Origin of the sequence: Adhaeribacter radiodurans, assembly GCF_014075995.1 — a bacterium.
In the GTDB taxonomy this organism is placed as follows: Bacteria; Bacteroidota; Bacteroidia; order Cytophagales; family Hymenobacteraceae; genus Adhaeribacter; species Adhaeribacter radiodurans.
Genome location: NZ_CP055153.1, coordinates 6731752 through 6746330, shown reverse-complemented (window position 1 = coordinate 6746330; position 14579 = coordinate 6731752). Strand labels below are relative to the sequence as shown.

5 protein-coding genes and 1 tRNA gene are annotated in these 14579 nt (G+C 38.0%); 3 read left to right on the top strand and 3 right to left on the bottom strand.

Going from position 1 to position 14579, the window contains the following annotated elements; translation table 11 throughout:
- Positions 1-2: 2 nt before the first annotated feature.
- Both HUW48_RS26520 and HUW48_RS26515 read right to left on the bottom strand, forming a co-directional pair.
- The gene (locus HUW48_RS26520) at positions 3-1658 is read right to left on the bottom strand and encodes an RNA-binding domain-containing protein (RefSeq protein WP_182413802.1); all 1656 of its coding nucleotides are present in this window, start codon (positions 1656-1658) and stop codon (positions 3-5) included.
- Positions 1659-1661: 3 nt separating this feature from the next.
- A complete protein-coding gene (locus tag HUW48_RS26515) occupies positions 1662-3578 on the bottom strand; it encodes a site-specific DNA-methyltransferase (protein ID WP_182413801.1) in 1917 nt (638 codons plus the stop codon).
- A 377-nt stretch (positions 3579-3955) separates the two neighbouring features.
- Here HUW48_RS26515 and HUW48_RS26510 point away from each other — a divergent pair, with 377 nt between their 5' ends.
- Together HUW48_RS26510 and HUW48_RS26505 are read left to right on the top strand one after the other, a co-directional pair.
- Positions 3956-7648, top strand: a complete 3693-nt coding sequence (locus HUW48_RS26510; protein WP_182413800.1) for an AAA family ATPase — start codon at positions 3956-3958, stop codon at positions 7646-7648.
- Positions 7649-7730: 82 nt separating this feature from the next.
- The gene (locus HUW48_RS26505) at positions 7731-10319 is read left to right on the top strand and encodes a VWA domain-containing protein (RefSeq protein ID WP_182413799.1); all 2589 of its coding nucleotides are present in this window, start codon (positions 7731-7733) and stop codon (positions 10317-10319) included.
- A 225-nt stretch (positions 10320-10544) separates the two neighbouring features.
- Here the strand turns inward: HUW48_RS26505 and HUW48_RS26500 are convergent.
- A tRNA-Ser gene (locus HUW48_RS26500) sits at positions 10545-10632 on the bottom strand.
- 680 nt (positions 10633-11312) lie between these two features.
- Here HUW48_RS26500 and HUW48_RS26495 point away from each other — a divergent pair.
- Complete coding sequence (locus HUW48_RS26495) at positions 11313-14447, top strand: choice-of-anchor tandem repeat GloVer-containing protein (protein ID WP_182413798.1); 3135 nt, start codon at positions 11313-11315, stop codon at positions 14445-14447.
- Positions 14448-14579 lie beyond the last annotated feature (132 nt).

Sequence of the window (14579 nt, the reverse complement as noted above, 5' to 3'; positions counted from 1 at the left end):
TCTTAAGTTATCAAATTCAATATTCTTTTCCCCGCATCAGTTATTTGGTACCGCTGCTTAGGACTTGTTTTCTCTTTAGGGTATTCTAATTCTACCCAGCCTAATTCAACTAAAGGATCTAAGTACCTGACTCTATTCTTTGTTTGATTTGTTAATCCCATTCTTCTAAATAGTTCAGCACTTTTTATCCTATTAGTTAGAATATAGAGCATCTCCTTAACCCTATCATGAACTCGGTCATTAAGAATAGCTTTAACTTGATTACTAGCTTCGTTACTAACTCCGTTACTAGCTTGGTTACCAGCGTCAGTACTAAAAGCAACAATATCTTCTAAGCTTCTAAAGGTAATAGCATTAGCTTTACTATGGGTATTAACTTGGTTACTTACATTGTTACTAGCTATGTTACTAGCATTAGCTTGAGGATGTACAGGAAGTGTTACCAGCACATAAGTTTGTTCATCAGTAGCAAAAATAGGCACAGGTGAACCATTAGCTTCCATAGCATCATAGATAGTAGGTAAACCAGTACCACGCCCTTCAGTAAGCCTAAGTTCTTTCAGTACATCTCCAATTCGTCTATTTCGATACTCCCTAGCTACTATTCTTCTATGAGTACTCAATATTGTAGCATTTACTGGGGGTACCGGCCCTGGATGATTGAGTATCTCTATCTTATCCGGCCAAACCTGAACCTCAATGGGAGAGCCTAATTCATAACTCTTATGGTAAACAGCATTAGACAACGCTTCTTCAAGGGCATTATAAGGGAAATTAAAAAATCTGTCAGCTTCTGCTTTATCCGGATATTTAATTACCTGTTCGCCAATAATATTGGTTCTTAAGAAAGAAAGTGTATCTCTAAGCTGCTTTTGCAGCGGGCCTTTAAAATAATGTTCGGTGTAATTTTTTCCTGAACCATCTTTATGCCAAACCAATTCAATCCAGGCTCTGGGAAAGAAGCGGTCAGGCTCTTTTGAAAAGAACAATAAGCCTACATTTACAGGGCGCAAGTCTTCGTAAGGCCCTTTGGCAATAAGCATGCTCCGGCATAAATCTTTAAAAGGTATGGTAGTACTTTCAGCAAACAGATCGCTTTTAACTTCCTGCAAATGCGCCTGAATTAAACCTAAGTCAAGATCCTGAAGCGTTGCCTGGTTATTTACACGGTCGTCAAAAGGAATTCGGGCGGTTAACTCCTGTAACCGTCTTAAGTTCTCATCCCTAGCAATAATACTCCTTGAGCCCACCCGGACATAAGATTGCCGTTGTGCTCCGCTACCTAAAGTAGTTGGAGCAGTATAAGGCCGATTATCACCTGCAGGGCACCAAAGAACTAAAATATGCTTGTCTTGCAATAAGTAGGGCTGGGTTATCGGGAAATAGTTTGGCTGTATTTTATGACCAAGCTGCACAATTTCTCCTTGAATAGCATCTATTTGGTTTTGCTGTAAGCCAGCTGGAGGCAGAACGGGCTGACCATTATTTTCTGCAACTCCGACAATTATATAACCACCATCCCAATGCTGCAAGTCGTTGGCAAAAGCACACAAGGAGTGAATAATATCTTCCGGGTTCCAGCCCTGCTTAAATTCCAGACGTTCCCATTCAATTGTTTTGCCATGTACTAATGCTTCTATGTTTACCGGAAGCGCCATTATTTAAATTACTTTCATTTCAGTCTCCGGACTTAGTTGTTTCAGCAACTGCTTCACATTAGTTTTGGCAGTATCATCTTTAAAGCCGCTATCCCGGAAAACAATGCGTAAAGGAGCCTCTTGAGCAATGGCTTTAGCAAAATCTTCGTCAATGCCTTTATCAAAACACGCATATAAAGAATTAGCGGCTACTTTAAAAACTTGTTTGTCTGCAATAATCACTTTTTCGATTTTTAAAGAAAGGGGCAACCCCCAATCCAGCATCACTTGCGCTAAAAGGTCATCGGCAGTTCTGTCAGGTTTTACGTTATCAGTAAAAAGGTCTAAGGTTGCCTGTGTGTACTCCTGCGGCTTATAATATACATCCTGCATATTACTTTCATCCAGCCGGTAAACACGAAAGCCATAGTCAATATCCGCTCCTGTTTCTTTTTTTATTTTCTTTGCTGCCCGCCGAATGCGTTCTTTCCCTATTTCACAGATGTTCTTATATCCAGCTTTAAAAGATTCACTTTTTTCGTTTGTTGTTTCAGGAAGTTGAACCAAGATAAACCTGCGCTTACCACTATCTTCAGCATTAAGATGCATAACAGCTTGGGCTGTAGCCGAAGACCCTGCAAAAAAATCCATTATAAGAGCATTTTCATTACTATGCAAGGAAACTATCCATTTTACTAATTGAAACGGCTTTGGAGTGTCAAAAACCTTAGAACCAAAAAGATTTATCAACTCCCTAGTCCCATCTGCATTTGATCCAAATTTATCCAACCAAGTACTCCAGCCTGTTGCCTTCTTCGAGTCCCTAATCTTTTCATAAGGAACCCACCTTTCTCTAAAACCATTTACTAAAATTCCTTCATTAAAAGGCCTTAATTCCCAATGAAAAAAGGATTTATCATCAAATGCTTTTAAAATTTCGGGGTTGTTTTTGCCCCACCTCCAATGACCTGCTTTACCATCATTTCTATAGGGCAAAATCATTTCGCCCTCCATATTAGGAAGTTCATAAAATTGGTTTGGTCGATCCTCTCGAAGCGATGTTCCTCCCCATTTCATTAATTCGCGCCCTTTTCTATAGGCTCCTTTCGAATCTCGTAAATTTAATTCACCTGCTGATCTTTCTTCTTGTGAAATATTTTCTGAAGACTTTTTGAAATAGATTAGAAGATATTCATGTCCTGTCCTTAAACCTGTTTTTTCTTTACCTCCACTTGCTTCTGAAAGCCAAGGTGCACAAGCCAGGCGATTAGTCGAACCAAATATTTCATCAAGTATTTTGCCTAATTGGAAAACTTCATTATCATCAATTGATATAACCAATAGTCCATCGTCTGATAGACAATTATATGCTAATTTCAATCGAGGGTACATCATCGTCAACCAATCAGAGTGATAACGACCTGCTGTCTCTGGATTTGCTACTAAGCGTTGATTTAACTCATCTTTTTGACCACTTCCTTCCTTATATACCTCCTTTCCTTGTATATAATTGTCCCAATAAATAAAATCATTTCCTGTATTATAGGGAGGATCAATATAGATTATATTTATTTTACCCAAATAACTTTCTTGCAGTATCTTAAGAATTTCTAAATTATCACCTTCGATATACAAGTTTTCAGTGTTGTTGAAATCAACCGAATCTTCGTGAATTGGACGTATCGTTTTATTGGTTGGTAAATTTGCGGTTACAATAGCTTCACGCTTACCAGGCCATTCCAATCGGTACCGTTCTTTGGTGCCTTCTACTATTTGGTAATTTAATTCCTGTTTCAGTAAATCAAAGTCTATTACTTTGCCTTCAGCAGTTTCAGTAACACAGTTTGGAAATAGTGCGGCAAGCTTTTTAAAATTATTGCTCACAAGATCCAGGCTGGCCATATCCATCCGCTCGATTATGTCAGTATCTATTATATTCATAATTTAAATTGAGGTAGAGAATTTAAAATAGTAATTACTCTCTTTTTTTGTATGACGACATAAGGTTTCGAGTAATTCAAGGTAATTGGATTTAAATAGTAGCTTAATTTTAAGAACATCAATAAATCATCCTAAAACTAGGATTAAAAAAAGACTATTAAAATAGCTAATTTCAAGAATTTTGTATTTTAGATACTATATATTTATCAAAAGGCATATTTATTGTTTTGAGTTGCATAAATTTATTAGTCTGTTCTCGCTATAAAAGCCCAAGCAACAGCCAAATATTATAAATATTAGCTGACAAACTGAATATACCAGTTAGTCCATTGCTCAATTACCTGATTTAACTTTTAATTAAAATAGTTCTCTTTCGTATGATAAAACATATTTCAAACCGAGTTGCGTGGCACGATAACAAATGGAATGGTACTATATGCCAGCACCCGGCCGGAAACACTTTTTGTATTCACCTTCCTCGAATATATCAGGAAAAAAATGAAAATGCGGAAGAAGTACTTGCAAATCGGTCCTGGTCAAACTTAAAGCTTCACGAATTGCCGCCCTGTAAAGCCGAAGGTGGGGCCTTTATGAACGAGTTATCATATAAAAGGCAATTCAATCATCCCTATAATAAACGTGGTGGAAAGGATATTCCGCACTTGAATTTACGACCTACAACAGTCGAAATACCTCCTTTTACAACCTTTACTGTTCCGTTTTGGTGGATGCTCCGAGGAAACCAGGCCCAAATAGATAATCTATATCCAGGAAATCCCAAAGATGCAGACAGTCCTTTTCCTTCGGCATGGGTATATGGCCGGGAAAGACAGGAAACCATTTTGAAGACCTTTTTTGAACCTGTTACAGAAGATAAATCACTAAGCATTTTTTATGTAAAGGGAGCTAATCCAGTTGATGAAGATAGCCGGAGACTAATTGTTGGGATTGGTATTATTAAAAAGAAATCATCCATTATAAAGTACGATTCAGTTGCTGACTATACCTATCCACTTTGGGATAGGTTAATCACCCATGGGATCCGCCCGGATGACCCAACCAGCGAAGGTATTTTGCTGCCATACCACGACTATTTAGCTTTGCCGGAAGATTACGTACTTAAAACCAAAGATGGAAAGAAGACAAAAAATGATTTACTGGATGAAATAAAACTCACTCTACAGGAAACAGCTACCCGGCAGGAAGCCATAGAAGAATTTACCCACGGCACCGAATGGCTAAATAATAGTACCGTTCTAGTGGTTTTGGGTAAGCTGCGCAGCATCGTTGAACGCATAAAGGAACACGGAATTGCCTCTGGTTTTTGGGATAACCACCTGATGTGGATAGATCGGCAGGTTGGCCAGGTAAAAGAAGCTATGGGGCCTTTCCCTTCCTTTGCTAATGCTCTTCAAGCTATTGGTTTTCAGTACGGCCATAGCTTGGAAGAAGACTTACGTGCGCAGGGAATCTTAGGCATAAAAGATAATCCTTGGAATGCCTGGGAAGATGTATTGTCCGGAAGGCTAACCATAAGGCCACGTACTTATTCAAAAGACTTACCTTTTCTTAAGGATACCTGGTTCAGTGAAAGTGGGGAAAGAAAAGAATTATTACAACTTTTATCGCGGCTTGAGTTAACAGAAAAGCAAATAAAAAATTGGTTTGAGCTAACCAGCCGCAGGAAACTAGATTTTACCTGCACCGACTCGGAACTATTAACTAACCCTTACCTAATTGCGGAAAAAGATACTGGTGATCAAGAGCATTACCCGATTGCTGTAGAAACCATAGACAACGGGCTATTTGAAGATAAAGCTATTCAGGGCGAATATGTACCCAAAGAACCGCAACTAGTTAAGTCTCCATTAGACCCTAGAAGATTAAGGGCCATTATAATAGATATTCTAAAAAGGGCCGCCGAAAACGGAGATACATTACTCGCGGTAAATGAAATTACCGAAACTCTTAATACTTTAAACTTAAGAAGACCGGTACAAATCCCAGCAAACTATATTGCCGCAAACATCGAATTCCTTAAAGAACAACTGAATCATCTTTCTACTGATGATATCCAGGCATTGCAATTAAAAATTTATGAAAAAATTGAGAGCTCTTTAAGGAAAATAGTTTTGGCCCGAGCGAAAAGGGAATTAGAGCCATTAGGAGAAGATTGGGAAAAACTGATAGTAAATACTATCCGGAAAAACGGTAAAGATTTTGACCCGGGAAACAACAGACATGTTGCTGCTTTACACGATCAGAGAAGAGCTTTACAACTTATTACTAGCCGGAAATTATCCGTGCTACATGGCCCAGCCGGTACGGGAAAAACTACTGTAATGGGTGCACTATTTAGCTGTAGCGCCTTAAAAAGTGAAGGCATATTATTATTAGCTCCCACCGGTAAGGCCAGGGTAAAATTGGGAAAAATGGCGGGAGGAGAAGCTTATACAATCGCCCAGTTTTTAACCCGTCAGAAACGTTTTGACTGGGATCGGATGAAACCAAAATTTACCGGGGAAAGCCAATATAAAGGGGAACAAAATGTAATCATTGATGAATGTTCCATGTTGACGGAAGATGACCTCTTTGCCATCTTCCAGGCTTTGGATCAGGCACACGTCAAGCGGATTATATTAGTGGGTGACCCTTATCAATTACCACCCATTGGTGCTGGTAGACCATTTGCCGATATTTGTGCTAAACTGGAAACACTGGAAGAAACTGATCCGGATTTTAAGGCAGCCTCTTCCTTGGCCAGAATTAAAGAGATAGTAAGAACAGCACAAGGCGAAGATTCTGATACCTTAATGCTAGCTTCCTGGTTTTCTGGTATGAAACCTTCTAAAAATGCTGATATTATTTTCTCTAAGCTGGGAAACAATACTCAGCTGAATGATTTGCAATTGAGCTGCTGGCAAAATGAAGAAGAACTCATTACTAAATTAAATGAAACCCTGGTAAACGTTCTTAACCTTGACCATGCTAAGGATTATGATAAGCTGAATGCCTTTTTAGGAATTTCCTATATTGAAAAAAAAGGAAAAAGTATTCCGGAAATCGATACCCAACGAATTGAGGCCTTCCAATTATTAAGTCCGGTAAAAGCGCCGTACTGGGGTTCTTTTAATTTAAACAGAAAATTCCAACAGCAATTTAGAAAAGGTATTCAAGGGGGTATCAATATAGGCGAATACCAAATAGGCTTATTTGATAAAGTAATCCAAACCATTAACGAGAAAAAGAATTGTTTTCCAGGGGATAAAGAATTTCAGCTTTCTAATGGACAATTGGGCTTAGTACAAGGTTTAAATTATGGTTTTGCTAATGTGTCTTTTGCAGGTATTGACGAAAAAGTAACATTCGGTTATAAGGGACAGGGACAAGCGGAAAATGAGAGCTCTAATATTGAATTAGCTTATGCTATTACCGTTCATAAAAGCCAAGGCAGCGATTTTGAGTATGTGTTCCTGATTATTCCCAAAACTGGACGAATTATTTCTAGAGAATTAATCTATACAGCCCTAACCCGGGCCAAGAAAAAGTTAATATTATTGGTGGAGGGAACTGACCCTCATTGGCTTATAAATTTATCAAAACCTCAGTTTTCCACTACTGCCAAACGTAATACCCATCTTTTTAAATCAGCTGTTCGGGAAAGTAAATCAGAAATACCATTTGCAGCTGGTCTTATTCATAAAACCAAAAAAGAAGGGCTCTTGGTCCGCAGTAAATCAGAAGTAATTATTGCCAATATGCTGTTGGAAAAAGGGATAAAATTTGAATACGAAAGGGAATTTAAAGGCAAAAATGGGCAAAAGCGTATACCGGATTTTTCATTTATTGATGCCGCCGGAGACCTAGTTATTTTGGAACACTTAGGAATGATGGCTGTGCCTAGTTATCGGGAAGATTGGGAAAAGAAACTAAAGTTCTATCAAGAGAATGGCTTCGCATTAAACGAAAACCTATTTATAACTTCAGAAAGTGAAAACGGTGGCATTGACTCCATAGCCATTGAAAGAATTATAGCTCAAATTGAGGAAGTTTGTGATGTGGGTTTTTAAAGAAATCTATTCAATTAAAATAAATCGAAATGCCACAATAATCATTCCAACCAAATAAAATTAATCAATTACAATCTTAGAAATGATCAATACTGAATTGTATATCGGAGTACTTAAAAAAGTAACTGAGAGAGAGGCTCAAAGCAACAAATATTATACTGGCTGGATTGAAAGCCCTCAAATAGAGCGGACCTTTTTTCATCCAAATGCTTTAGCTAGTAAGGACCAAATTAATTTTATTGGTGAAGATAAATTGGTAACCTTTGGAATAAATTTAAAAAAAACCAAAACAGGTGATAGGCAAGATGCTACTAACTGCAACTTGAATTGTGAAAATTACATAATTAAAGAATTGTTGAATTATGATACACCTGTTTTAGAATTAATTTTTAGGTATGCAAAACCAAGCTTAATTCAAAAAATTTCTCGAAGAATCCGAAATATAGAAAATAGAACACTCGAAGACGAGATAAAAATCAAAATAGCTAACATCAAAAGTAGGCTTCCTAAAGAATGCAATAACGCTAAAGTAATAGAAAATGATGTTTTGGTTCCTTCAATACCATTAGAACCTAATAGCACAACTTTCTCCTTTTTGCAAACTATTTTTCATGCTAACACACCTGAATACAATGTAAATTTATTTAGAATTTTAGTTGAAGGCATTAAAACAATTGAAAATGCAGAAGTTTATGATCAAGCTAAATTTCTATTAGAATATAATAAGAAAGAATCTGTAGTAGGCTATGAAGACCTTACTGCTAGTTTTTACCAAAAATCTACCAACGATTATAAGTTTAAGCTTTGGTTTGATGGTATAACAGATTATTGTGATACTGATATTCTTAAAGATAAATTTGAAACTGGAGATGATGCAGTAAAACATAACATTTTACAGAGGTGCAAAGGAAGTGAAAACGGCTATTTGGTTTTAGACAACCAAGTTAAAAAGACAACAGAGATAGAAGAAGTATACTTTTCAGGTATTAAAAGATTAATCTTACAAGAGCTTGGGAAGGCAAAAAAATCTATCCAGATAGCTGTAGCCTGGTTTACAAATGCTGAATTGTTTGATATGCTTTGTAACAAGTTAGAAGAAGGTGTTAAGGTTGAATTAATAATAATAAACGATTATATAAATAATTGGGAGTATGGCTTGCCGTTCGAGAAGTTCGTTAGTTTGAATGGAAAATTATATTTCAGTGATTATCCAGCATTGATGCATCATAAATTTTGCATTATTGATGAAGATGTAATCTTTAATGGTTCATATAACTGGACATACTATGCTGACAGTATCAATAATGAAAATATAATGCTTTTAAAGGGCAAACATCATCTTGTCAAAGCATTTTTAGGTGAGTTTGACAAATTGAAAAGCAAGTTAGGGGAGGTGCAAATACCTATAGTACCATTTGATGCATCCCAAATTCATCGATTCGAAAGAATGGCATATAGAAATTATCTTTCTAAAGATGTAGAATTTAAAGCAAGAGAGGTTAAGAATTCTAATGTAATTTATTCAGATGAATTAATTTCTCAGGCATTAAAATTATATCCAGAAAATACAGGTGCAGAGAACTATAAATTGCAGATTGCTCCAGAAGTAGCTTTAGACCACTCCATTATTGAAGTACAAAAAATTGTAGCTGAGAACCTAATTACGGAAACAACCGAAATAATAAGTAAAGAAATTAAAGAGCAAGATACTAATAATAAAAGTGAAATAATTAAAAATATTTCTGAAGAAGTTCCAGTTGAGAAAGTAGCATCCATTAACGATTCAGAAGCAAATCTCCAGAGTAATAAATCATCTTTAATATCTGAGAAAAATATTTCTGAATCGAAAGTTTCTAGCCCCTTACTTACTGTTAATGAGACTTCTAAAAAAACCCATGCATCACCCATTATAATTTCTAATAATAAGCCGACTAATGTTGTTGGGGTACCTCCAAATTTTACTCAACATAATTCTGCCAGGATTGAGCTCCCTAAAACATTAAGTCCTATTACTTCCTTTGCGATTCCAAGTTCCGCAGCACAAGGATATATGTTTGAGAACCTTCAACTGGTTTTTGCTTTAGATTATTCAAATTCAATGGAGAACTATGGTAAGAACGAAGGCTATAAACTTTATTCTTCAGGAAAAATCCAAAAAGTCATAAACATGATTTTTGCAATAAGCAAAGGCTTAACATCAGAGCAAAACATTGATTTATTTTTATTCGAGAAAAAGTCCGTTAGATTGCCAATAAAGGTTACTAAACATAATTACCAAAATTTTATAGAAAAAGAAATATTAAATAAGTATGAGATGAATGGAACTGATATTTATGCACCTATTGCGGATATTCATAAAAACTATATTGATGCGAAAATAAATAAAATAGTGTTTGTAATTCTAATTACAGATGGAGAGAATAATAGTACAGCTTCAAATGAACAAATGCTGAAGTATTTCCAGGAAAATGGAGATACTTCGATTTTTTGGCAATTTGTTGGTCTAGGAGCCCAGTTCACCTTTTTGGAAAAATTAGAAGCTGTTTCTAGCAATGTAAGCTTTTTTCAGTTAAATGATGTCCAACAGCTTTCAAATGATGATCTTAAAAATAGACTCTTGCAAAAGTTTCCTAAATGGTATGCGGAAGTTAAATCGAAAGTAGTAGAATAAAGATATAATTTTCCACTTGTTTAAACCAAAAAAGAGGTTATTGATTTTGTCTATAACCTCTTGATAATCAATATAGGGTATACTGGATTTGAACCAGTGTCTCTTGCTTGTAAGTAGGTTGGTCTCCTCAACCGAAAACCAGTTAAGTAAATTAAAGAATATTACCCCTATTGTTACCCCAAAAATAAAAAAAGCCCCAAATCAACTTGATTTAGAGCTTTTGTGCAGAGAGGAAGGGATTCGAACCCTCGATACCCTTTTGAGGTATACACACTTTCCAGGCGTGCTCCTTCAACCACTCGGACACCTCTCTGTTTAACGGATTGCAAAAAAACAGATAAAATTTAACCCAAGCAAATTTAGGTTACACTTTCTACCTAATTTCCAGATTGCATCGGGTTAAACGCAGCTTTATTATAAACAATTAGCTGCAAGAACAGCTCCTATCTAACTACAATTAAATGTTCCGGAAAAAACGCTATCTCTCCTCAATAATTATTTATCAAAGCACCCGAATAAAAATACTGAAAAATCAGTATTTTTATTCGGGTGCTTTCTTTATACCTTTCCAGCAGTAATATATTAAAAACAAACCACTTACCTGTAAACAATATAAACACCTGCTGGTTACCATCTTTTATCAGTCTTTGTTAATTCACATTCCGTTAGCTCTTGCATAAAAGAGCATTTTTTATTGGTTGTTCTTTTTTACTCTTCGGTGGCTGAGTTTTCTCGTCTTTGCTCAGCAGCAAAACTTAACGTCGGCTCCCCGCTTCCTGAAAGCTTGTTACCACCCAAACTGTCCGTAGCTAATTATGGATGAAAGCGCTTTTCTCATTACGTTGGATATGAGCTGCTTTCTTTCCCTTTTTTTATTTCTCTGTTCGCGTGTTATCTAGGGAATTCTTGTTACCGGTTCGCAAAACTCCGATCTTTTTCATTATGATTTATAACAATAAAAATCAAGCACTTATCTTCTAAACCCGTTAAGATATGAAACCAGTTTTACTAATTTTCCCCGCTGCCAAAATTACCCACTCTCAAAAAGTTAATTCTCACCTGAAAGTAAGTTCCACGCTTAGCCAAAATAGTAATCTGGCTTATTTCTTTATTTGTTTAGTATTTACCTTTTTTTTATTATCAACTACTCTACTGTTTGCGCAAGATGAGTTAGTAGGGCTTACCTCCAGTGGTGGTCAGGAAGGAGCCGGTACCGCTTTTAGTATCCGCAGCAATGGCACTAATTTCAAAGTTCAGAAAAATTTTGCCAAATCGGGTTATTCGCCTTATGGCAGTTTAATAAAAGGGCCAGATGGCAACTTTTATGGCATGACTTATCAGGGAGGTGCCAATAACCAAGGCACCATATTTAAAATTGCTCCAAGCGGCACCATTACCACTATTATTAATTTTATTTCTTCAGTTACGGGTAGTAATCCGCAGGGCAGCTTAACATTAGGCAGCGATGGTAATTTTTACGGAATGGCTACTTATGGAGGAGGAACTGGGTATGGTACTATTTTTAAAATAACACCTACTGGTAATTTCACACTATTACGCAATTTAAATAATGCTATCGATGGCAGATACCCGCAAGGTAATTTGGTGCAGGGCAGCGATGGCGGTTTTTACGGCCTGACTTATCAAGGTGGCACTAACAACTATGGCACTATTTTTAAAATTACTCCTTCGGGTACCTTTACCGTTCTCAAACAGTTAGATAATACTACCACCGGAAGATATCCGCAAGGCAGCTTAATCAGAGCAACGGACGGTAATTTCTATGGCATGACTTACCAGGGCGGCGAGAATAATTACGGCACTATTTTCCGGATAACTCCCAGTGGGATTTTTACCGTGCGGCGCCATTTAGATTATAGCCTTTCCGGAGCTAATCCGCGCGGCAGTTTAATACAAGGTACCAACGGAGTTCTATACGGGATGACTTATACCGGAGGTGCCAACAACTACGGCACTATTTTCAGAATGACTTTAAGCGGTACGTTTACTGTGCTGCGTCATCTTGCTTATTCCAGCGATGGCGGTAATGCCCAGGGTAGTCTTACGCAAGGTAGCGATGGCAATTTCTACGGGTTAACTTCGGTAGGTGGTACCAACAGTTCTGGTACCGTTTTCAAAATAACCCCCGCAGGATTGTATACCGTACTCCACAACCTGGATAATATTAACGATGGCCGCAATCCGTTGGGTAGTCTGGTACAAGGCAGCAGTGGTATTTTTTATGGTATGACTTCTAGCGGCGGCCCGGGTGGTTACGGTACTATTTTTAGAACTACGGCAGCCGGTGTTTTTTCTGTACTCGTCCATTTTCCCGAATCGGATAATGGCCATACACCTTTAGGAAGCTTGATTCAGGCGCGTAATGGCAACTTTTACGGCATTACTTCGGTGGGTGGTACGTACGGCTACGGTACTGTTTTTAGATTTTGCGATGGTGCTTCTTCTACTTTACATTCTTTTAACTCGAGTACGAGCGGCAGCAATCCGCAGGGTAGTCTGGTGCAAGGTGCCGATAACAACTTTTACGGCCTCACCCAAAATGGAGGCACAAGTGGTTATGGCACTATTTTTAAAATTACCGCAAGTGGTACTCTTACCGTTTTACGCAGTTTAGCTTATGCCACCGACGGTGGTAACCCGACCGGGGATTTAATTCAAAGTGGGGGAAACTTTTACGGCATGACGTACCGGGGCGGCACTAATAGTTACGGCACTATTTTCCGCATTAGTCCTTCGGGTACCTTCACCGTTCTGAAACATTTAGAAAGTGCTACTACCGGACGAAACCCATCGGGCAGTTTAGTAAAAGGAACCGATGGTAACTTTTACGGTACCATGTCGGAAGGGGGCGCTAATAGTTACGGTACTATTTTTAAAATGACCCCCAGCGGTACTTTTACCGTTTTGCGCCACCTGGATAGCTCCAACGATGGCAGGTACCCGTACGGCAATTTAATACAAGGTAGTAATGGTAATTTGTATGGCTTGACCAACCGTGGAGGTTTATTTGGAGAGGGTACTATTTTTAAAATTAGTATTGGCGGCACTTTTTCGGTGTTGCACCACCTGGATTACTACAATGATGGTGGTCGGCCGCAAGGCAGTTTAGTACAGGGTAGCGATAATAGTTTCTACGGGGTAACTCCGGAAGGCGGCTTTTTCAGCGGCGGCACTATTTTTAAGATTACTGCGAGCGGCACTTTTTCGGTATTACGACAATTAGATCCGGTAACGGATGGAAGTAAGCCCATGGGGGAATTAGTAATACGCAAAGCAAACCCGGTAGCCAATGCCCAAAGTATTACTACCACCGAAGAAACAGGTAAAGCCATCACGCTCACTGGCTCTGCGAGTGGCACTTCTCTTGTTTATACCATTGTTACTCCACCTGCTAATGGTACGTTATCGGGCTCCGGAGCTACCCGCACCTACAAGCCTAAGGCAAATTTTTCCGGAAAAGATTCTTTTAAATTTAAAGTTGTTTGGGGCTGCCAAGAATCTGTGGTTAAAACAGTTTCTATCACGGTTACCAACGTAAACGATGCGCCGGTACTAGCTACCATTGGCGATAAAAATGCGACCACTGGCTCCCCGCTTAAATTTACCGCGACTGCCACCGACCCGGATGCGGGCCAAAGCAAAATTTTTTCTTTAATTGGGGCACCAGCCGGAGCCACTATTAATGCGAATTCTGGAGCCTTCGCCTGGACACCCGCTACCGATGGTAGTTATCTGTTTAAAGTAAGAGTTGCCGATAATGGTACTCCCCCACTCTTCGACGAAGAAGTTATTACCGTAACGGTTTCGGCGGGTATAGTTCAGTTCAATCGTTCCGTACCTACTACCAGTAATTCAGAAATTACTAAATTAATCAGACTCTACCCTAATCCGGTAACCGATCGATTTACCGTAAACTTACCCGAACCTGTCACTCAAATTTCCACTTCTATTGTAAATACCGCCGGAGCCGAAGTAATGCTTAACGGACACCAACAAACTAGCCCAGATCAAATTCAGGTAAACGTGGGGCAACTAAAAGCTGGTATGTATCTATTTCATCTGCAACTAGACCAGAAAAGGCAAGTTCTTAAGTTTATTAAGAGATAAGTAAAGAGATATAAGTAGCAAACTATTAGATGTTAGACTCTTGTGTGTATAAGTAATGAAAAATAATGTCTTTTTATTACGATCTCGATAGCAAGTATTAAAATTAATTTTGAGATGTTATACTTAATCGTA